Origin of the sequence: Jejuibacter sp. L23, from assembly GCF_050815825.1 — a bacterium.
GTDB classification, from domain to species: domain Bacteria; phylum Pseudomonadota; class Gammaproteobacteria; order Enterobacterales; family Enterobacteriaceae; genus Jejubacter; species Jejubacter calystegiae.
In genome coordinates this window covers 2,292,660-2,311,891 of record NZ_CP138199.1, presented here as the reverse complement: position 1 = coordinate 2,311,891, position 19,232 = coordinate 2,292,660, and the positions used below count along the sequence as shown (strand labels likewise).

General features: G+C 54.2%; 19 protein-coding genes and 1 pseudogene. 7 read left to right on the top strand and 13 right to left on the bottom strand.

The genetic code is table 11. The annotated features are described in order from the left end of the window. Window positions 1-54 precede the first annotated feature (54 nt). Genes SCU88_RS10695 through SCU88_RS10685 form a run of 3 tightly spaced genes read right to left on the bottom strand, consistent with a single transcriptional unit; the run spans window position 55 to window position 2,055 of the window. The gene (locus SCU88_RS10695; protein ID WP_175342165.1) at window positions 55-999 is read right to left on the bottom strand and encodes an OmpA family protein; all 945 of its coding nucleotides are present in this window, start codon (window positions 997-999) and stop codon (window positions 55-57) included. A gap of 37 nt (window positions 1,000-1,036) precedes the next feature. After that, entirely contained in the window at window positions 1,037-1,630 is a 594-nt protein-coding gene (locus SCU88_RS10690; protein ID WP_175342166.1) for a LuxR C-terminal-related transcriptional regulator, read from the bottom strand. 20 nt (window positions 1,631-1,650) lie between these two features. Further along, complete coding sequence (locus SCU88_RS10685; protein ID WP_175342167.1) at window positions 1,651-2,055, bottom strand: hypothetical protein; 405 nt, start codon at window positions 2,053-2,055, stop codon at window positions 1,651-1,653. A gap of 752 nt (window positions 2,056-2,807) precedes the next feature. Here SCU88_RS10685 and SCU88_RS10680 point away from each other — a divergent pair. Continuing rightward, window positions 2,808-3,593 carry a winged helix-turn-helix domain-containing protein gene (locus tag SCU88_RS10680; RefSeq protein WP_175342168.1) on the top strand — a complete coding sequence of 262 codons (786 nt, stop codon included), beginning with the start codon at window positions 2,808-2,810 and terminating at the stop codon, window positions 3,591-3,593. Further along, complete coding sequence (locus SCU88_RS10675) at window positions 3,590-4,051, top strand: hypothetical protein (RefSeq protein ID WP_175342169.1); 462 nt, start codon at window positions 3,590-3,592, stop codon at window positions 4,049-4,051. The genes SCU88_RS10680 and SCU88_RS10675 overlap by 4 nt, the downstream gene beginning before the upstream one ends. 8 nt (window positions 4,052-4,059) lie before the next feature. Here SCU88_RS10675 and SCU88_RS10670 read toward each other — a convergent pair whose 3' ends face one another. Together SCU88_RS10670 and SCU88_RS10665 are read right to left on the bottom strand one after the other, a co-directional pair. Then, complete coding sequence (locus tag SCU88_RS10670; RefSeq protein WP_175342170.1) at window positions 4,060-4,728, bottom strand: RES domain-containing protein; 669 nt, start codon at window positions 4,726-4,728, stop codon at window positions 4,060-4,062. Further along, on the bottom strand, window positions 4,721-5,386 hold the full coding sequence (locus SCU88_RS10665; RefSeq protein WP_175342171.1) for an antitoxin Xre/MbcA/ParS toxin-binding domain-containing protein: 666 nt from the start codon (window positions 5,384-5,386) through the stop codon (window positions 4,721-4,723). Before SCU88_RS10665 ends, SCU88_RS10670 begins: the two co-directional genes overlap by 8 nt. A gap of 477 nt (window positions 5,387-5,863) precedes the next feature. Here SCU88_RS10665 and pykF point away from each other — a divergent pair, with 477 nt between their 5' ends. Beyond that, complete coding sequence (gene pykF / locus SCU88_RS10660; RefSeq protein ID WP_175342172.1) at window positions 5,864-7,276, top strand: pyruvate kinase PykF; 1,413 nt, start codon at window positions 5,864-5,866, stop codon at window positions 7,274-7,276. A 313-nt stretch (window positions 7,277-7,589) separates the two neighbouring features. Further along, window positions 7,590-7,826, top strand: a complete 237-nt coding sequence (locus SCU88_RS10655; RefSeq protein ID WP_002908860.1) for a major outer membrane lipoprotein — start codon at window positions 7,590-7,592, stop codon at window positions 7,824-7,826. A 236-nt stretch (window positions 7,827-8,062) separates the two neighbouring features. Here SCU88_RS10655 and ldtE read toward each other — a convergent pair. The 8 genes and pseudogenes from ldtE to zigA all read right to left on the bottom strand — a co-directional run bounded on the left by ldtE (window position 8,063) and on the right by zigA (window position 16,273). Next, window positions 8,063-9,075: pseudogene (gene ldtE / locus SCU88_RS10650) on the bottom strand (L,D-transpeptidase LdtE). Between the two features lie 97 nt (window positions 9,076-9,172). Continuing rightward, the gene (gene sufE, locus SCU88_RS10645; RefSeq protein WP_175342173.1) at window positions 9,173-9,601 is read right to left on the bottom strand and encodes a cysteine desulfuration protein SufE; all 429 of its coding nucleotides are present in this window, start codon (window positions 9,599-9,601) and stop codon (window positions 9,173-9,175) included. 13 nt (window positions 9,602-9,614) lie between these two features. Then, window positions 9,615-10,835, bottom strand: coding sequence for a cysteine desulfurase SufS (sufS, locus tag SCU88_RS10640; protein ID WP_175342174.1), 1,221 nt, complete (start codon window positions 10,833-10,835; stop codon window positions 9,615-9,617). Beyond that, window positions 10,832-12,112, bottom strand: a complete 1,281-nt coding sequence (sufD, locus tag SCU88_RS10635) for a Fe-S cluster assembly protein SufD (protein WP_175342175.1) — start codon at window positions 12,110-12,112, stop codon at window positions 10,832-10,834. The genes sufS and sufD overlap by 4 nt, the downstream gene beginning before the upstream one ends. Continuing rightward, the gene (gene sufC, locus SCU88_RS10630; RefSeq protein ID WP_175342176.1) at window positions 12,084-12,833 is read right to left on the bottom strand and encodes a Fe-S cluster assembly ATPase SufC; all 750 of its coding nucleotides are present in this window, start codon (window positions 12,831-12,833) and stop codon (window positions 12,084-12,086) included. Before sufC ends, sufD begins: the two co-directional genes overlap by 29 nt. Before the next feature lie 24 nt (window positions 12,834-12,857). Then, on the bottom strand, window positions 12,858-14,342 hold the full coding sequence (gene sufB, locus SCU88_RS10625) for a Fe-S cluster assembly protein SufB (protein ID WP_138097249.1): 1,485 nt from the start codon (window positions 14,340-14,342) through the stop codon (window positions 12,858-12,860). 2 nt (window positions 14,343-14,344) lie between these two features. Then, the gene (gene sufA, locus SCU88_RS10620) at window positions 14,345-14,722 is read right to left on the bottom strand and encodes a Fe-S cluster assembly scaffold SufA (RefSeq protein WP_138097248.1); all 378 of its coding nucleotides are present in this window, start codon (window positions 14,720-14,722) and stop codon (window positions 14,345-14,347) included. 321 nt (window positions 14,723-15,043) lie between these two features. After that, entirely contained in the window at window positions 15,044-16,273 is a 1,230-nt protein-coding gene (gene zigA / locus SCU88_RS10615) for a zinc metallochaperone GTPase ZigA (RefSeq protein ID WP_175342177.1), read from the bottom strand. A 115-nt stretch (window positions 16,274-16,388) separates the two neighbouring features. Between zigA and SCU88_RS10610 the strand changes: the two genes are divergently transcribed. From SCU88_RS10610 to SCU88_RS10600, 3 genes are read left to right on the top strand one after another with little or no spacing between them, the layout of a single operon-like run. Then, the gene (locus SCU88_RS10610; RefSeq protein ID WP_175342178.1) at window positions 16,389-17,396 is read left to right on the top strand and encodes an ABC transporter substrate-binding protein; all 1,008 of its coding nucleotides are present in this window, start codon (window positions 16,389-16,391) and stop codon (window positions 17,394-17,396) included. Continuing rightward, the gene (locus SCU88_RS10605) at window positions 17,393-18,412 is read left to right on the top strand and encodes an iron chelate uptake ABC transporter family permease subunit (RefSeq protein ID WP_175342179.1); all 1,020 of its coding nucleotides are present in this window, start codon (window positions 17,393-17,395) and stop codon (window positions 18,410-18,412) included. The genes SCU88_RS10610 and SCU88_RS10605 overlap by 4 nt, the downstream gene beginning before the upstream one ends. After that, window positions 18,409-19,185, top strand: a complete 777-nt coding sequence (locus SCU88_RS10600) for an ATP-binding cassette domain-containing protein (protein WP_175342180.1) — start codon at window positions 18,409-18,411, stop codon at window positions 19,183-19,185. Before SCU88_RS10605 ends, SCU88_RS10600 begins: the two co-directional genes overlap by 4 nt. The last annotated feature ends 47 nt before the right edge of the window (window positions 19,186-19,232 follow it).

Sequence of the window (19,232 nt, the reverse complement as noted above, 5' to 3'; positions counted from 1 at the left end):
TGCATAAAGCCGCATTCTTAGCCACGTACACTTTCAACCAGCATTTAGTTAGTGTTATTTTTCTCTGATACCATAAACCTGCACATCAACCCGGCGATTGGGTTGATTACACTGACTGACCGCCTCGCCACCTTTATATTCATTACAATTTAAAACTGTCGACTCCCGGCTCCCAACCCCTCGGGAAGAAATAATATCCGCAGGAATTCCCGCCGCAATTAACCGGGTCATAATGGTATTAGCTCGCAACTCAGAGAGAGACTGATTATGCTGCTCATTACCAACCGGGTCGGCATGCCCAATAACGATAACCTTGCTGATCTGCCGATAGTCGGAAGTTATCGTCGCTACCAGTTTATTAATTTTCTTTATCACATCTGGCTGCAGATTCTCCGCACGATATTGATCAAGGTTGAACAATGCGGCTTCGCTAATGGTATAAAGTCCTGATGGGCAGTTATCCCCGGTGATTACGCGGGACAAGGTATGAGCCTGAATATCAATATTCGCTAACTCTTTCTTTGACTGTTCGGAATCCATCCAGCGTCCGATAATATCCCCGGAGTCCTCCATCGAAATTTGATAGAAATAGGTCATTCCGGCCTGAAGTTCAGGTGTCATCACTTCTGGGTTCTGCTCATACCCGACAATGCCCTTTTTACGGTTACCTGGCACAATGATCACAGAACTCTTACCCGGACACAGGGAAAGTCCCACTGCCTGGTGCTCAGGAAACAGGCTGGCATGATAATATTTATTGATATAAACATTCAGGGGTAACAATGCATACCGCTGATGCTGCTGTTGATGGCGAAAAATTATTACCCGGGCACGCGCATCTTCACTCTTCCACTGAGAAGGTAAAGCAGGCACATCCATTTTCCATGGAGTACCATTAACACTCTCATTAAAAGCAGCTGCGCTATTACCAGAAAAGGTAATACCCGAAAGGAGTAATAGTGACAATATATTGCGGATAGCTTTCCCGGGAGCCATCATAACCTTATTCCCTTATAATGACAAAAAATGTTATTAGTCAGCGTATACAGCTGACGACTCGATTGTTATAAACACTGAACAAAAGCCGTATTCGATCAATATACTCACTCGCAAAAAGTAATGACTTGCTGTTCATACGACAAATACCCAATTTATTCAACGCATTAATCTTGTGCCGTGATACCGCCTTCACAGAAAGATTAAGTTGTTTCGAAATTAAATAAGGTGACCGGCCATCAACCAACAATTGAATAATAATCTTTTCATGTTCAGAAAGATTACAATAATACCTCCCCCTGGGTTTATACAGATTTAAGCGATTAACAATACCAGCACAGGATATTTTGCGCGGAATAAAAATATCAAAATAGTCGGAACCAAGCACAGCACCATCATAGTCAGTGATGAAAAACAAATACGCCCTGTCAAGAAGAATGTTATTTAACATACTCTCCAGTCGTTGACGTTCATTAATATCAACAATCACAATAAATGGTAAGCTACAGAAGCTCCACAGAGTATTCAGCCCATCATCAGGCTCTAATCCATATGCATCATATCCCGCCCTGCGAAGTATCGATATCAACCCAAAGCTAAAGAAGAAGTTTTCAGATAATACGAATACTTTCATATACCATCTTCCTTTAGGCATTAACGTTCGATCTGTGAACAATTATCGTGGTAAAAGTAGAACGGTCTGATTAATTCAGACTTCAAGGTATAACCTTTAACACCGAAGGTCTCAATACGCATAATGAAGTCATGTTGCACACCAAGGGCAACAAGTCGCAGTTTCAAAGCCTGAATCACCTGCCATAACCGTTGATTTGATGACTTTAAACCATGCAAATCCCATACGTGATAAAGTATCTGTTCATTTGTTGCGATCTTTTCATTTCCATACTCCAGTAGATATAAGAACAATCGCATCATAGTTTCCCTGAGGATAAAAGAGTTCCCTGGGCGGGATTTCGAGTCAAAGTTACTTATCTTTCTATGAGCAATCTCTAACTGAACATTGTTTCCTATGTAGTAGCCAATAAGCTCTCTTCCCATAAAGACATTTCCATTCGAAGAAAATATGAAGATCTGGCGTTGTCAGGATAGACATTCCGGCAGTACCTATAATACAGATTGCCGTTCAAAACTAAATAAATAACCCCCTCAGAAAACCCATCAAAATTTAAGCCTATTTTATTATAAAAAATTGGATTTTAATTCTATTCAATAGCAAAATCCATCCACTTCATTAACATAAAAACAACATACAAGGAAAATTCCCTAAGAAATCATTTAAAAAAACAATAAAGACTTTACATTGTTTTATACGCAAATATTAGATGATTTCACTACCCTCTCCCCTAAACCATGGGGGGCTGAACCAGATAATATCCACTTCTCATCGCCAGGCAATTTGAAACGCTTTATTAAAAAACTTTATTTCTTTAAGAGCTCACATTAAGAAAATTATAAATTTTTTCAATTAAAATCATATAGTTACAAGAACACCCCTTAATAATTAAGAAGCCCGATTAAGATAAAAAAGAGTTTCACACCATAACTGACTTACTAAAAAAGCATTTTTTAACAAAGATCGCTAAAAGTTAATTTTTCCGATTAACGATACTGCAGTAACCAGGGAGAAATGGTTATGACATTGCAACAAAAAGATAAAATTGAACAATTAACACACAGAAAAACCAAGAAAGTTCTTAAACAAATTGCATCATCAGACAAGTTGCATTTATTATGCTAGTTATAAGGAAGGCCGCGTTTAAGGTTTCGTTACTTACAACTGGTGAACAAAAATGTGTGTTGGTTATCTGTTAGGTGAATGTGTGGAGTTTCATCCTGATGAAAATCTGCTGACTAATCGAAAGAGTAAACAACAACGAGCTGTGCTATCACCAACGACCACTCGCTGCTTATTATTACTGATAAAAAACAGGGAACTGGTAACGCAAAGTGAGCTATTCGAATTTGTCTGGGAGGAGAATGCTATTTCTGCCACCCCCAACAATCTCTATCAGAACATATCTTTACTCCGCCGGGCGTTAAAAAGCGTCAGCGAACGCAGTAATAGCTGGGTGGTTACCGTGCCGCGTAGAGGGTTTCGACTGGATAGAGACCTGGATATTGCCCCTCTGGATCTAACAGCAGCGGCAGAGCCCACTGATATAGCGCAAAAAATGACGGCAACGACCAAAGCTGTCGGGGAAAAATCACGTTACTGGAAGCTAAAACTCGAAAACCGTCGCTCCCTGCTCCTGTACGGCACCTTATTCATCATCTTCGCCATCACACTGTTCATACTCGACAACACCATATTTCCCGGGGCCTCTCTGGCACAGAATTTCATCTTCCATCAGGAACAGAACGGCTGTCGGATTTATATCAATAAGGATGCTCAGGAATCTAAGACTCATATGAACGTGTTCGCAGCGATACGCACTGACTGTCAACATAACCCTTATACCTATATCACTGCCTACCCTATTCTTCATTCAGCCTCGGTACTCTCCTGTACTGCATCGATAAGCAGTAAAGATCCATTCTGTATTTCACACGTGATCCGGGGGTTTAAATCCTCATGAGCAAGAAAATTATCATTATTATTATGGCAATGATCTTATTCGGTTCATTAATGATGGCTTACCGATATTATCAGAAACGCTACTTTTCGTGTAGCTCACAATACTATACCAACCAAAAAGAACTCTCGATGAAGGCCATTGTTCGTATGGCATTCAATGGAAAACAGGGGGTAATTGTCATGAGCGGTGAAGTGAAGGACGAGCAAGGCAGGCATCTGGCGTTAAATCGACAGATGATGTTTAATTTTAAAGTAGCCAACTCAAGCTACCTGATGCAATCGGTCAAAGCAATTCGTGAAAATTACGACGAAGTCGATGATGCACTGATGGGCCAGTTAATTAATGCTTTCTTCTATAAAGAGAATCGCGTCATCCAGTATAAGATTGCCCGTCAACCCAATGGCGACCTGGCCGTGCTTAGTGGCAAAGTGCCTGTCGCGTGGTGCCACAACACTTAACCAGCCTATTATCCATATCCTCCACCCGGCGGCAGTAACACGACCCCCATCTCATCCGCCAGGGTCTCGACTCGCTCCAGCAGTTCATCACACTGAATCAACGGTCGGGATGCCACCTCGACGTCAAACTGCCGCTGGGCCACGCGATCGCCGAATAGCATCAGCGCTTCGTCGCCGTGCTGGCGTGACGACCAGCACAGTCCCTGCGCTGTGGGATTCTGCTGCCACAGCGCCAGCGCCCACAGGCGAGTGATGGGGTACTGACTGGCATCACTGTCCAGCAGTTGTGAACGTTTGATGCCCAGGCGACGCAGGGTCATCGGCGTCAGCATAATCAAGGTCAACGGCCGTAACGGAATCAGCCGCGACCAGGCCAGACCGCCTAATCGTGCCAGGTCGAAAGGGGCCCCATCGCTGTGCTGGGGCAGATCGTGAAACAGGGTCTCCATAATGGCAACATCGGGCGAAGCCCCGGCATATAGGGTGGAGACAGGAAGCCCCTGAGCGTCGCGCAGTGGGCTGAAGCGGGCATCGCCCAGACCAGGGTTAAACTGGCTGGCGCCGAAACGCAAAGAGTGAATACGGTGTAGCGGGCGTCCGGCATCCCAGACGCCGGTCTTTACCCGGGTATCATGGCCGGGTAGCGGAATCAGGGAGGCGGGCCTTCCTTCAGCCATGCACCGGTCCCTGAATCTCTGCCTGAGCGGCCCGGCAAACGGCTTCGGGCTCCGATGTCAGCAGATCTTTCGGCTTGCGCCCGCCAAGCCAGCTATTATCTGACCCCAGCCAGACAGCCATTCCCCAGGGCGTTTTTCGTTCGCCAAACAGAGCTATCAGTCTGGCCATCACCGGCAACGGCGTATAGCCTTCATCCAGTCCGTAAGCCGGGTAGTAATCACGCCCATTCACCGATAGCGCGAAAATCCGTTTTTTCGCCTTCCAGCGATTAGGGGCCGCGCTCGGATTAGAGAGCGCCAGTCCGGCGCGTATCGAAATATCACGGGCCGTCAGCCATTCTGATTCACGCAGAATACGTTCGCTTAGCCGCGCCTGGGCATCGTCAGCGCTGGCTGTCGGCAATGTTCGGGGCGAGGCCTGGATCGCAACCCGCGGCGCTTCGCCACTCAAAGAGGCCGCCAGACGCAGCGCGCTTTCCAGCGCCAGCTGCAATACCCGCTCCTGGCCGGAGTCCGCCAGCGCATCGGGTAACTCCATCACCAAATAGTGACTGCCCTTCCCGGTTTTTAACTGACGCAGCTCTTCGCCATTCAGTCTGGAGAATTTCGGATAACCGCTGTCAGAAGCCGGGACCAGTGCCTGAGTTTTATCACTCATCGTCTACCTCCACATGCGTGATATGCATGATATTGGTTATCATACACCCTCATGGCCAATGGTCAAATCTTCACCACCGGATTTCTGTTCGAACAGAACCGGTCAGAACGCCGAAAAACCCGCCTCTTTCCGATTGCTTTTTTTGCCCGGAACCCGGCAATTGCCGCAAAACTGCGCTTGCAGCAGAATGAAACGCTGTTTTTAATTCCTTTTACCCCAACATCTGGCTTATACTAGGCGAAAATTGAACTTGAATGGTTTCAGCTTTTTGAACTGCATCCAGATGACAACCCGAGCCAACCTCCGGCGACCTTCACCAACGCCCGGACACTTTCTTCTGCACGCTCTGCTTCTGTCACCTATTCTTGTGGATGTGGCTCAACGTTTATCGAAATACCGTTTCCGGTTGCCGTTTCAGCGGTCACCGCAGCCGGAACTTAAATTCCCCATCCTTCACAACTTAAGACTAAGACTGTCATGAAAAAGACCAAAATCGTTTGTACCATCGGTCCGAAAACCGAATCTGAAGAGATGTTAACCAAGCTGCTGGAAGCAGGCATGAACGTCATGCGCCTCAACTTCTCCCACGGGGATTACGAGGAGCACGGCCAGCGTATTAAAAATCTGCGTAACGTCGTAGCAAAAAGCGGTAAATCCGCCGCTATTCTTCTGGACACCAAAGGTCCGGAAATCCGCACCATGAAGCTGGAAGGCGGTAACGATGTTTCCCTGAAAGCCGGTCAGACTTTCACCTTCACCACCGATAAATCCGTGGTCGGCAACAGCGACACCGTCGCTGTTACCTACGAAGGCTTCACCAGCGATCTTTCTGTCGGCAACACCGTTCTGGTTGACGATGGCCTGATCGGTATGGAAGTTACCGCTATCGAGGGCAACAAAGTCGTTTGTAAAGTGCTGAATAACGGCGACCTGGGCGAGAACAAAGGCGTAAACCTGCCGGGCGTCTCCATTGCCCTGCCAGCGCTGGCGGAAAAAGATAAAAAAGATCTGATCTTCGGCTGTGAGCAGGGCGTCGACTTTGTGGCGGCTTCCTTTATTCGTAAACGTTCCGACGTTGAAGAGATCCGAGCACATCTGCAGGCCCACGGCGGCGATCATATCCAGATCATCTCCAAAATCGAAAATCAGGAAGGCCTGAACAACTTCGACGAAATCCTGGATGCCTCTGACGGCATTATGGTTGCCCGTGGCGACCTGGGCGTTGAGATCCCGGTTGAAGAGGTCATCTTCGCGCAGAAGATGATGATCGAGAAATGCATCCGTTCCCGTAAAGTGGTTATCACCGCCACCCAAATGCTGGATTCGATGATCAAAAACCCGCGTCCGACCCGCGCTGAAGCCGGTGACGTGGCGAACGCCATCCTCGACGGTACCGATGCCGTCATGCTGTCCGGCGAATCCGCCAAGGGTAAATACCCGCTGGAAGCCGTTTCCATCATGGCGACCATCTGCGAACGTACCGATCGCGTCATGCATACCCGTCTCGATCACGCCAACAGCAGCCGTAAACTGCGTATCACCGAAGCCGTGTGCCGCGGTGCGGTAGAAACGGCTGAAAATCTGGAAGCGCCGCTGATCGTGGTCGCGACCGAAGGCGGTAAATCCGCGAAGTCAGTCCGCAAGTACTTCCCGAACGCTAACATCCTGGCGCTGACCACCAATGAGATCACCTGCCGTCAGCTGGTGCTGAGCAAAGGCGTTATCCCACAGTTGGTCAAGTCCATCGCCTCTACCGACGACTTCTACCGTCTGGGTAAGGAAGCCGCGCTGGCAAGCGGCCTGGCCCATAAGGGCGACGTGGTCGTGATGGTTTCCGGGGCGCTGGTACCGAGCGGCACCACCAATACCGCCTCGGTACACGTGCTGTAATAAAACGCGCATCCGTAAATCTCACAAGGCGCCATCCGGCGCCTTGTTTTATTTTTTTTACTTTGCGTAGTCGCTATCAATAAAAAATCAAATCGGCTTTTACTATTTAAGCCAGACTAAAGTTAAGATGAATCCGATGAAGTTCCCCGTTTTTAACTCAGACTTTTTAGCAATTTGCGGCAATTCGCTGCTTCTTTGAGCGAACGATCAAATTTAAGCGTATTAGCACAAAAAAAATATTCTCAAGCGAAAAAACTTTGTGTAATACTTGTAACGCTACATGGAGATTAACTCAATCTAGAGGGTATTAATAATGAATCGTACTAAACTGGTACTGGGCGCGGTAATCCTGGGTTCTACTCTGCTGGCTGGTTGCTCCAGCAACGCTAAAATCGATCAGCTGTCTTCTGACGTTCAGACTCTGAACGCTAAAGTTGACCAGCTGAGCAACGACGTGAACGCAATGCGTTCTGACGTTCAGGCTGCTAAAGACGACGCAGCTCGCGCTAACCAGCGTCTGGACAACCAGGCTCATTCTTACCGTAAGTAAGAGTACCTGTAATAAAAATGGCGCACACTGTGCGCCATTTTTTTGCCTGCTATCCCGCCCTTTGCTTTAACATTGCTCCCTTGCCCCTCAAACGCGTTCTGTCAGCATTCTGGTCTCTTTTAATCCAAGTCCATATCGCTCTGGCTACGTTGCGTAACGTGCCGCTCAGGCGCTCTGTGTCGCCATCGCATTACACTACCCCAAAAAGCGCTAAGGTTACATCCGGTAACAGCCCATTACTGAACCCCGGACAGTAGTCCTTCGCTCCGGGCTTCGGGGGCGTTGTGCGCGCTCTGAATCGGTGCCGTCGAAGGCACAGGCGATACAGCGCCCGACACTTCAACCGGATAGCCAGCACGCCGGGTCATGGCGTTATCTACTGCGCCGCGATCGCTGCGTCCGTCATCTATAAAGCGCCCGAAGCTGGCGCTAATGGCGATTGGCGCCGTTTGTGGGTTATCCCAGTCGTTGGTCGACAGCGGCTGGTGTACTTCCACATAGCGTCGGCCATTCGGCTCAACGGAATATTTCACCGGTTGATTAATAATCTGAACCCGGGTCCCCCAGGCCGCTTTCGAAAATAACGCTTTGATATCCTCGGAACGCAGGCGGATACAGCCAGAGCTTACCCGCTGACCGACGCTACGCCGTACGTTAGTCCCGTGAATTAAATATTCCCCGCCGCCTTTCTCAAGGCGTAATGCGTAGCGCCCCAGAGGATTATTTGGCCCTGCAGGAACCACCGCCGGTAGTTTTATTCCCTGGGCCTCTGAACGCGCCCGAATATTGGCCGTCGGCGTCCAGCTTGGATTAGGGATTTTCTGACTTATGCGGGTTACCATTTCAGGCGTTTCACGACCAAGCTGGCCAATGCCGATAGGTAAACCTCTACTTTATTCTGGCCTGGCGGATAGTAATAGAGCCGGAGCTCCGCCAGGTTAATCACAATGCCTTCACGGGGGGTGTCCGGAAGCAGCATTTGCGATGGGATGGTAATTTCGCTGCCCGCCTTCGGCAGCAGCGGGTCGACTTTATTGTTCGCCTCCAGCAACAGCAGAATACCGGTACCAAATTTATCCGCCACGTACTCCAGGTTCTTCCCGTTGTCGGGCATGATGTAGCGTTGATTATGGCCGATCAGTCGGCTGCCGGGCGGCGGCAGCGGATAGTCGACGGCGTGAACAGCAAGCGGGGCGAACGCCAGTGCGCACAGCACCCCAGTAATAGAGAGAGATAACGCGCGTTTCATACTGAACACCTCACCGGCAACGTGCCGGAATGCAGAAAAAGCGCGGGGAAGGGTTCCCTGCCCCGCATCCACAGAATGAAAGCTGTTATCTGAAAGTTTAGTTGAGAGTCGGGGCCAACGCGGCGGCTTTCGCGCGAATTGCACGAATCATTGCTTCCAGTCCCTGGGAGCGCGACGGGGTCAGGTGTTGGGCCAGATTCATCTTCTCGAACCAGGGGCGCACATCGAATTCAACGATATCGCGCGCCGTCATCTGGTGATAGAGAATAAACACCACGGCTATCAATCCCTTAACGATAGCCGCATCGCTGTCGCCCCGTAGCTGGATCACGCCATCCGGCGTCTGATCCATCACAATCCATACCTGGCTCTGACAGCCCTGGATAATGTTACCGGGGTTATGGGCCTCGTCACTGAGCGGCGTCAGACGCTGACCCAGTTCGATGATATAGAGATACTTCTCTTCCCAGTTGGCACAGCGGCTGAAGTTTCGCAGCAGCTTATCTTTGTCCGGCATAGCAGCCATCTTGGCCTCCCTGTTAACCCAAAAGACGGTGGATGCGGATCAGACCGGCCACCAGCCTGTCCACTTCCTCTTCGGTATTGTACATGGCGAGAGAGGCACGGCACATGGCCGGAACCTGGTAAAATTCCATCAGCGGCATGGCGCAGTGATGACCGGTACGTACCGCAATCCCGTAGTTATCCAGGAAGCTGCCAACATCATAGGCGTGATGCTGCCCCAGATTAAAGGCAATGACCCCGCGTCGATCCCCAGGCCCGTAGAGCGTCAGGTCCGGCACGGCCTGCAATTCCCGTAACGCATAGCGCATCAGCGTGGTTTCGTACTGTTCGATTTCGTCCAGACCCACACGCGAGACATAATCCAGCGCCGCCCCCAGCCCGATAATCCCTGCGGTGTTGGGCGTACCGGCCTCGAAACGCCAGGGGGCTCCCGTATAGGTCGTGCCCTCGCTCAGGCTGACGGTGGCGATCATCGAGCCGCCCCCTTCCCAGGGCGGCATCGCCTGCAGAATATCCTGCCGGGCATAGAGCACGCCGATACCGGTAGGACCGTAGATCTTATGACCGGAGAAAACATAAAAATCGCAGTCCAGCGCCTGCACGTCCACCGCATGGTGCATCACCGCCTGGGCACCGTCCACCAACACTTTCACACCGGCAGCCCGGGCTTCGGCTATCATCTCCCGCACCGGGTTTTCGGTCCCCAGCACGTTCGACACCTGGGTCATCGCCAGCAGACGGGTACGCTCGTCGATAAGACTCGCCAGGCGTTCCCGCTGCAGGGTGCCATCCTGATTAAGCGGAATCACTCGCAGTTCGGCGCCGACCCGTTCGCACAGCATCTGCCAGGGGACGATATTGGCGTGGTGCTCCATGGCGCTGATAATCAGATTATCCCCCGCTGCTACCGCCTGGTTGCCCCAGCTGCTTGCCACCAGGTTAATGCCTTCGGTGGTACCGCGCACGAAGACGATCTCTTCCGCCGAACGGGCGTTGATAAATTGCGCCACCCCGGCACGTACGTTTTCCATACGCTCCGTCGCCTCAGCGCTTAGGGTATGGATACCGCGATGTACCGCCGCATAGCCATGGCGGTAAAGATCCGCCTCGGCTTCTATCACCGCCAGCGGCTTCTGGGCGCTGGCGGCGCTGTCCAGATAGGCCAGCGGCTGGCCGTTGACCTCACGCGTCAGGATCGGGAAATCCGCTCGCACCTGTTCGATTGAGAAACTCATGACTGCCCCCCCGCCAGACGCTGGTCGATCCGGGCCAGAACCTGGCGCTTAAGCGCTTCATCGTCGATGGCTTCCGTCAGCTCTGCGGCAAAAGCGTGAATAATCATCTGCCGGGCAGCCTGGCGGTGAATACCGCGCGAGCGCAGGTAAAACAGCTGTTCGTCGTCGATGCGGCCCACGGTGGCGCCGTGGCTGCACTTCACATCGTCGGCATAAATTTCCAGCTGCGGTTTGGTGTCTACCTCCGCCAGCCTGCCCAGCAGCAGGTTGTTATTGGTCATCTGGCCGTCGGTCTTAACGGCGTGGGGCGCCACGTTTATCAGACCGTTAAATACCGCTCTGCCCCGGTCGCTGACGATGGTTTTATGCAACTGACGACTGTTGCACCAGCCCTGGTTGTGCTCAAGCCAGGTGCGGCTGTCGCACACTTCGCTACCAACCGGCATCGCCAGACTGTTAAGACGCAGAGTAATATTTTCGCCTTCCAGCCGGGTACTGGTGTGATGGCGCACCAGGCCGCTCCCCAGCAGGAAACTGGTGCTGGTCGCGCTGGCATCGCTCTCCAGCCACAGATCGTTGTGAGCGAAGTGGTAGCTCTGTGGGTTTTCGAAGGCCAGTTTAGCGTGGCGCAGACTGGCCGCCGGGGCCACCTGTATGGTCAGACGCCCGCCGGTAAAGTGGGGCCGGTCATCGGCGCTAACGTAATGTTCGATCACCTGCGCCTGCGCCCCCTGTTCCAGGGTCAGGTGGTGACGATAGTGCGCCGTGTTCATCTCATCGCCGTCCAGACCGCGGCTGATATGCATCAGCACCAGAGGCCGTTCCGGCCGCGTATTGCGGGGAACCCGGATATGGGTCACCTCGCCTGCCAGGCTTTCGGTCAGGTGCAGGAAAATCTCCGGCTGAACCGCCACCGGTAATCCCTGACGCCGATCGTTCACCGTAATCTCATAGCCGCTGCCGCTCAGTTCGTCGCTCAGCGCCTCGCAGTAACGCCCGTCGACAAAGACCAGCCTGATGGCATCGATGTTCAACGCCAGTGCATCTCGCTGCTGCTCCGTCAGGAATTCGCCCTGCGGCAGCACGAAACGGTGGGCCAGCAGTTTTTCCAGCGGCGTAAAGGTGTATTTCCAGTTTTCGTGCTTACGGGTCGGCAGCCCCAGGCGCAACAGTTGCTGCATATGCTGCCCGGCTTCCGGACTGCGGGTCTGCGAATTTTCGAACAGATGGTGCCACTGCTGTAGCGCGTTACTGCTGTTGTTCGGTAAGCCAGCCATAGCCCTGCTCCTCCAGCTGTTTCACCAGGGTAAAGTCGCCGGATTTCACGATGCGCCCCTGATATAGCACGTGTACGTGGTCAGGTTTGATGTAGTCCAGAATGCGCTGGTAGTGGGTCACGATCACAAATGAACGCTGACCGTCACGCAGGGAATTCACCCCATCCGCCACAATTTTCAGGGCATCGATATCCAGCCCGGAGTCGGATTCATCGAGGATGCATAGCGAAGGCGCCAGCACCGCCATTTGCAGGATATCGTTACGCTTCTTCTCACCGCCGGAAAAACCGACGTTAACCGAACGGGTCAGCAGATCTTCCGGCATCTTCAAAAGCTTGATCTTCTCTTCCATCAGGTCCTGAAAATCAAAGCGGTCAAGCGGTTCCTGCCCCCGGTATTCACGCACCGCGTTCAACGCTGTCTGCAGGAAAAACTGGTTACTGACGCCCGGAATTTCCACCGGGTACTGGAAGGCCATAAAGATCCCTTCCCCTGCCCGCTCTTCAGGATCGAGTGCGAGCAGATCCTTGCCCTTAAACAGCACTTCGCCGCCGGTCACCTCGTAATCTTCGCGGCCTGCCAGCGTCGCCGACAGGGTGCTTTTGCCGGAGCCGTTCGGCCCCATAATGGCGTGCACCTCCCCCGGTTTGACCTCCAGATTCAGGCCCCGCAGAATCGGGTTATCTTCCGCGCTTACGTGCAAATCTTTAATACTTAACATAGTGTTTCCTTTATAAAACTGCGGTTACCCGACGCTGTGCTCAAGGCTGATGGCCAGCAGCTTCTGGGCCTCTACCGCGAATTCCAGCGGCAGCTCCGAGAAAACATCCTTACAGAATCCGTTGACGATCATCGAAATCGCATCGTCTTCACTGATGCCGCGTTGCAGGCAGTAGAACAGCTGATCTTCGCCAATGCGCGAAGTGGTAGCTTCATGTTCCAGTTGGGCGCTGTTGTTGCGGCACTCCACATACGGGAAGGTGTGGGCGCCGCACTCTTCGCCAATCAGCATCGAATCGCACTGGGTGAAGTTGCGGGCGTTAGTGGCGGTCGGCATGATCTTCACCAGTCCGCGATAGCTGTTCTGGCTCTGGCCTGCGGAAATGCCCTTCGAAATAATGGTGGAGCGGGTGTTTTTACCGATATGAATCATTTTGGTGCCGGTATCCGCCTGCTGACGGCCGCTGGTCAGCGCCACCGAGAAAAACTCGCCGATGGAGTTATCGCCACGCAAAATACAGCTCGGGTATTTCCAGGTAATGGCTGATCCGGTTTCAGACTGGGTCCAGGACATTTTGCTGTTTTCCCCTTCGCACAGCGCACGTTTGGTGACGAAGTTCAGAATCCCACCGTTATTGCTGTCGCCAGGGAACCAGTTCTGCACCGTGGAGTATTTCACTTCGGCATCCCTGTGGATGATGACCTCGACCACCGCGGCATGGAGCTGGTAGCTGTCGCGTACCGGTGCCGAGCAGCCTTCGATATAGCTGACGTAGCTACCTTCGTCTGCCACCAAAATGGTGCGTTCGAACTGACCGGTTTTTTCGGCGTTAATACGGAAGTAGGTGGAAAGCTCCATCGGGCAGCGCACCCCTTTCGGGACATAGATAAAGGTGCCGTCCGATGCCACCGCAGCGTTCAGCGCGGCGAAAAAGTTATCGTTGCCCGGCACTACGGTACCGAGGTACTTCTTCACCAGATCCGGGTATTCGTGAATCGCTTCGCCAAAAGAGCAGAAAATAATGCCCAGACTCGCCAGCTTGTCGCGGTAGGTGGTGGCGACAGAGACCGAGTCGAAGATCGCGTCCACCGCCACCTCTCTCCCTTCCCGCACAGGTACGCCCAACTGGTTAAAGGCCTCTTCCACCTCTTTGGTCAGAAAGGCGCTCTCCTGGCCGGTCTGCTGCACGGCGCCCGGCTGCGATGCGCAGTTATCGTCGCAGTTGCCGCAGGAAGGCGCCGAGTAATAGCTGTAATCCTGATAGTTGAGCTTGTCGTAGTGCGCCTTCAGCCAGTGCGGCTCTTCCATTTTCTGCCAGGCGTGGAAGGCACTAAGACGAAACTCCAGCATCCAGTCGGGCTCGTTGCGGCGCGCTGAAATGGCGCGCACCACCTCTTCATTAATGCCTTTCGCCAGTTCATCGGTCTGTAGCTGTGTGAAGAAGCCCTCTTTATAGTTCAGGCTTCCGCTCCAGGTTTGTACATTGTCTTCTGTGGTATCTCTGGACATAACTATTCCGCCTGAACCCCAAAGCTTTCGCCGCAGCCGCATTCGTTCTGCGCTTTCGGGTTATGAAATTTAAAGACCTGGTTTAAACCTTCGTGCACATAATCCACTTCGGTACCGTCGATAAACGGCATCGCCTGGGTCGATACGTACAGCCGGGCGCCGTCGCGCTGATACAGGAGATCGTCAGCCTGGGGCTCGCTCACGGTATCCAGCACGTAGCCAAAACCCGCACAGCCGCTCTTTTTCACCCCCAACCGCAGGCCGAGTATGCCCGGCTCCCGTTGAGTTAACTGGCGAATCTGCTCCGCGGCCGCTGACGTCAGCGTCAGCCCCTGCCAGGCAAAGTCGCCGGGTTCAAATGTTCCTGCATGCAGTTCCATAGCTTCACCTCACTTTTGGCCCCATTAATGGGCCGATAACACTATGGTAGTGATAACGATTCTCACTTCAACCCAAGCTCCGCAGGGGCATTCACCGCTGGAGAGCTTTTACGGGGGTTTTTTATAAGGATAGACCCTGCAACCACGCTTGCCGTCATCACGACCTGCGTTCTATATAATTGATATCTATAGAATCAGTCACAATGCGCAAAAGGCTTTAGCAATCAGTGTTAAAGGTGCATAGGCAATGCCTATTTATCTGATAGCGGCAGAGGGAAATACAGACGCCGGAAAGATGAAGCGGCGTCTGAGGGGGGAATATCAGAGCGTTTCGGCAAACCAGGGGTCAAAGGGATCGCTGAACCGGCGCCAGGCTTCCGGCCCCATGACCATCCCATCATCGTTAAGCAGCGCGGCATCAAGCCGCTGCCGCAGCCCGTCCTCATCTATTTCACTGCCGATAAAGACCAGCTCCTGACGCGCATCGCCCACGCCATCCACCCAGTGACGGCGAATAAAATCCAGAGATTCCGGATCGGTCGGCCAGCGATTGCCCGGTACCGCCGCCCACCACATACCGCCCGGCTCCTGTCGCGCCACTCCGCCAGCCTGGGACCAGATACCGGCGTACATCGGGCGGCTCGCCAGCCAGAAATAGCCTTTGGAGCGAATCACGCCCGTAAGGTCATGCATCACCAGGTGATGGAAGCGTTTGGGATGAAACGGACGCCGCGCCCGCCAGACAAAACTGCTGATACCGTATTCTTCGGTTTCCGGAATATGCTCGCCCCGCAGCTCCTTAAGCCATCCCGGCGCCTGAGCGGCCTTGTCGAAATCGAACAGTCCGGTATCCAGCACATCTTCCAGCGCGACCTCACCGAAGCGGGTATACAGGATCCGCGCTTCCGGGTTCAGGGAGTGAAGAATCGCCACTATCTTACGTAACTGGCCTTCGCTGACCAGGTCGGTTTTATTCACCACCAGGACGTTGCAGAACTCAATCTGGTCAATCAGCAGATCCACCACCGTGCGGCTATCCTGATCTCCCAACGATTCACCGCGCGCATGCAGGCTTTCCCCTTCTTCGTAATCTCTCAGAAAGTTGCAGGCATCCACTACGGTGACCATGGTATCCAGCCGGGCGATATCCGCCAGGCAGTCGCCGTTTTCGTCGGCAAAGGTGAAGGTTTCCGCCACCGGTAGCGGTTCCGATATCCCGGTAGATTCAATCAACAGATAATCAAAGCGCCCTTCTCTGGCCAGCCGGTTAACCTCCAGCAGCAGATCCTCGCGTAGCGTGCAGCAGATACAGCCGTTGCTCATCTCTACCAGCTTTTCGTCGGTGCGCGACAGCGCCGCTTCGCCGCCCCTGACCAGTCCGGCATCGATATTCACTTCCGACATATCGTTCACAATCAGCGCCACGCGCAGCTGTTCGCGGTTGTTGAGGATATGGTTAAGCAGTGTGGTCTTACCCGCGCCGAGAAATCCCGACAGTACGGTAACAGGGAGTTTTTTCGCCTCACGGCGTCTGGTGAACGGCTCTGACATGGTGGCAACCCCTTATATCATTAAAAGTGAAGGTCTATTCTTTGCTGGTTTTGTTATGTTATAACATCAACAAATTAATTTTCCAGCCCCCGTTTTCAGGGGATAAGGGATACCCATGTTCAGAAAATCACTGCGATTACTGCCCGCACTGCTCTGCCTGACGGGCAGCGTTTATGCGCAAAGCCACGCGACACACTATCCGCTGACGGTGGAAAACTGCGGCCGTTCGCAGACCTTCCACCAGTCGCCGCAACGGGTGGTTACGCTTGGGCAACACGAAACCGAGCTGCTGCTGGCGCTGGGGTTAGGCAAGAGCATTGTCGGTACTGCGGTCTGGTTTGGCCGCCTGCCTCCGGCGCTGGCACCTGCAGGCCAGGGGCTGAAACGACTGGCGGATAACGCGCCAGGATTCGAAGCTGTCGCCGCCCAACGCCCCGATCTGGTGCTGGCGCAGTACAGTTGGCACCTGGGCCCCCGTGGCGAAGTCGCAACCCGGAAGCGCTTCGAAGATCTGGGTATCCACACCTGGGTAGCGCCGGCCGACTGTGTCGGTAAAGCCGTCACCGCCGACTCTAACGGCGACGGCGCCCGCACTACCCCCTTTACCCTGGAGAGCATTAACCGCGAGATCGACGAACTGGCGCGCATTTTTAACGTTACCGAACGGGGCCAGGCGCTGCGACACCAGCTTAAGCAACGTATTGGGCATGCCCGCCAGCAGGCAGCGCGCCCCGGCTCCGCCCCTCTTAAGGTAGTGTACTGGTTTTCCAGCCCCCGCCTGAACGGCGATCCCTGGGTCGCGGGCAGCGATGGCGCGCCGGGCTGGATCAGCCGCACCCTGGGCCTGCAAAATATTATCGATTCCCGGGAGGAGTGGCCGGCGGTCACCTGGGAGCATATTGCCCGCTCCCGGCCCGATATTATTGTTATCGCCAGTATGGAACGTCGACTCTATCCTGCCGATAACGCCGCGGCAAAAATCGCCTTTCTGAAAAAGGATCCGGTCACCCGGGAGATACCGGCAGTGAAACAGGGCCGTATCATCGTGGTTCCCGCCATGTCGCTGAACCCTTCATTGCGTAACGTCGATGCCGTGGAACAGATCGGTAAACAGCTCCCATGATGAAAAATCGTAACGCCCTGCTGATTCTGAGCGGCGCCCTCAGCCTTCCGCTAATGATGGTGGTCACCGCGGCCAGCGGCGATATGCCGATCGCTCCCGCTGACGTCGTGAGGGCCATCGCCAACGGCCTGGGCATCGGCCACTACCGCTTGTCGCCCATCGATGAAGGGATCGTCTGGCAGTACCGCATGAGCCGCGCGCTGATGGCGGCCTGTAGCGGCGGCGGCCTGGCGCTATGTGGCCTGATACTGCAAACCCTGCTGCGCAATCCCCTTGCGGAGCCGTGGCTACTGGGGATCTCGGCGGGCGCCTCCACCGGCGCGGTATGTATTATGCTGCTGGGCGTGGGCGGCGGGCTGCTCGGCGTCAGTGGTGGCGCCTTTCTCGGCGCCTGCTGCGCCTTCGGGCTGATTATGCTGTTGGCGGGAGGCCTGCGCGATGACGCCACGCGCATCATTCTGGCGGGCGTGGCGGGAACCCAGCTATTTAACGCGCTGACGGCCTGGGTGGTCAGCACCTCCGCCAATGCCGAGCAGTCACGCGGCGTCATGTTCTGGCTAATGGGTAGCCTGAGCGGGGTTCGCTGGCCGGAAGCGCTACTGGGGCTGGCAACCGCAGCGGCAGGTCTGGTCATCGCCCTGTGCTATGCCCGCTCGCTGGACGCCTTTGCCTTCGGCGAAGAGGTAGCCGCCACGCTCGGCATTCCGGTGATCCGGCTACGGGTCGTGCTGCTACTGGTCACCGCGCTGGTGACCGCCACGATCGTCAGCGCTATCGGCGCCGTGGGTTTCGTAGGGCTGGTTATTCCCCACGTGGCCAGAATGCTGACCCGTACCAGCCACCTGACGCTCATCCCCATCGTTTTTCTGATGGGCAGCCACTTTATGATTCTGGCCGATCTGGCATCACGTAGCCTGATCGCCCACCAGGTGCTGCCCGTCGGCGTGGTCACCGCCCTGATCGGCGCGCCGGCCTTCGCCATCATCCTGTACCGCACCCGGGAGAAGCCCCAATGAGACTCTGTGTCGAACGTCTGAGCGTAACGCTGAAAGGCCGTGCCATTCTGCGCGATGTGGCGTTTAGCGCCGCGCCGGGCCAGGCTGTCGGACTGCTGGGGCCAAACGGCTCCGGGAAGTCGACCCTGCTACGCTGCCTGGCCGGGCTAATAACCACGCACCCGCCATGCATTACCCTGGGCGCGACCCCGATGGCTGCGTTCCCGCACCGCGCCCTCGCCCGTCGGCTGGCCTTTGTTCCCCAGCACGCCAGCGCCGATCCCGACCTGCGAGTCGAACAGATCGTCCGCCTGGGCCGCACGCCGCATCGCGGCGCGTTTTCCGCCTGGCGCCGTGAGGATAGTGAAGCTGTGGAACGGGCTATTCGAATGACGCAGCTACAGGCGTTGGCCTATCGTCCGTGGCGTCAGCTATCCGGCGGCGAACGTCAGCGCTGCCAGATTGCCCGGGCGCTGGCGCAAAAGCCGCAGCTGTTATTACTGGATGAACCGACCAATCACCTTGATATCCGCCACCAGCTGGCGCTGATGCAGTTGATTCAGGAACTGCCGATCACGGTGATTATCGCCCTGCACGATCTCAACCTGGCTGCCCGCTACTGCCAGCATCTGGTATTGCTGAATCACGGCGCCGTAACTGCGCAGGGAGAACCCGAGCGGGTGCTGACGCCCGGCAACATTGCCCGTGCCTGGCAGGTGGAGGCCCGGGTGGAGCACCGCCCATCCGACGGCATGATGATTCATTTTCTGCCATCCCAGCCACAGGCCGGATAGCCGCCCAACAAAAAGCCCGCCGAATGGCGGGCTCAGGCTAAGGTTTG

Excerpts from the sequence above, each read along its gene's own strand:
- SCU88_RS10695 (WP_175342165.1), bottom strand. The coding sequence starts at position 999 with ATGATGGCTCCCGGGAAAGCTATCCGCAATATATTGTCACTATTACTC.
- SCU88_RS10690 (WP_175342166.1), bottom strand. The coding sequence starts at position 1,630 with ATGAAAGTATTCGTATTATCTGAAAACTTCTTCTTTAGCTTTGGGTTG.
- SCU88_RS10685 (WP_175342167.1), bottom strand. The coding sequence starts at position 2,055 with ATGGGAAGAGAGCTTATTGGCTACTACATAGGAAACAATGTTCAGTTA.
- SCU88_RS10680 (WP_175342168.1), top strand. The coding sequence starts at position 2,808 with ATGTGTGTTGGTTATCTGTTAGGTGAATGTGTGGAGTTTCATCCTGAT.
- SCU88_RS10675 (WP_175342169.1), top strand. The coding sequence starts at position 3,590 with ATGAGCAAGAAAATTATCATTATTATTATGGCAATGATCTTATTCGGT.
- SCU88_RS10670 (WP_175342170.1), bottom strand. The coding sequence starts at position 4,728 with ATGGCTGAAGGAAGGCCCGCCTCCCTGATTCCGCTACCCGGCCATGAT.
- SCU88_RS10665 (WP_175342171.1), bottom strand. The coding sequence starts at position 5,386 with ATGAGTGATAAAACTCAGGCACTGGTCCCGGCTTCTGACAGCGGTTAT.
- pykF (WP_175342172.1), top strand. The coding sequence starts at position 5,864 with ATGAAAAAGACCAAAATCGTTTGTACCATCGGTCCGAAAACCGAATCT.
- SCU88_RS10655 (WP_002908860.1), top strand. The coding sequence starts at position 7,590 with ATGAATCGTACTAAACTGGTACTGGGCGCGGTAATCCTGGGTTCTACT.
- sufE (WP_175342173.1), bottom strand. The coding sequence starts at position 9,601 with ATGGCTGCTATGCCGGACAAAGATAAGCTGCTGCGAAACTTCAGCCGC.
- sufS (WP_175342174.1), bottom strand. The coding sequence starts at position 10,835 with ATGAGTTTCTCAATCGAACAGGTGCGAGCGGATTTCCCGATCCTGACG.
- sufD (WP_175342175.1), bottom strand. The coding sequence starts at position 12,112 with ATGGCTGGCTTACCGAACAACAGCAGTAACGCGCTACAGCAGTGGCAC.
- sufC (WP_175342176.1), bottom strand. The coding sequence starts at position 12,833 with ATGTTAAGTATTAAAGATTTGCACGTAAGCGCGGAAGATAACCCGATT.
- sufB (WP_138097249.1), bottom strand. The coding sequence starts at position 14,342 with ATGTCCAGAGATACCACAGAAGACAATGTACAAACCTGGAGCGGAAGC.
- sufA (WP_138097248.1), bottom strand. The coding sequence starts at position 14,722 with ATGGAACTGCATGCAGGAACATTTGAACCCGGCGACTTTGCCTGGCAG.
- zigA (WP_175342177.1), bottom strand. The coding sequence starts at position 16,273 with ATGTCAGAGCCGTTCACCAGACGCCGTGAGGCGAAAAAACTCCCTGTT.
- SCU88_RS10610 (WP_175342178.1), top strand. The coding sequence starts at position 16,389 with ATGTTCAGAAAATCACTGCGATTACTGCCCGCACTGCTCTGCCTGACG.
- SCU88_RS10605 (WP_175342179.1), top strand. The coding sequence starts at position 17,393 with ATGATGAAAAATCGTAACGCCCTGCTGATTCTGAGCGGCGCCCTCAGC.
- SCU88_RS10600 (WP_175342180.1), top strand. The coding sequence starts at position 18,409 with ATGAGACTCTGTGTCGAACGTCTGAGCGTAACGCTGAAAGGCCGTGCC.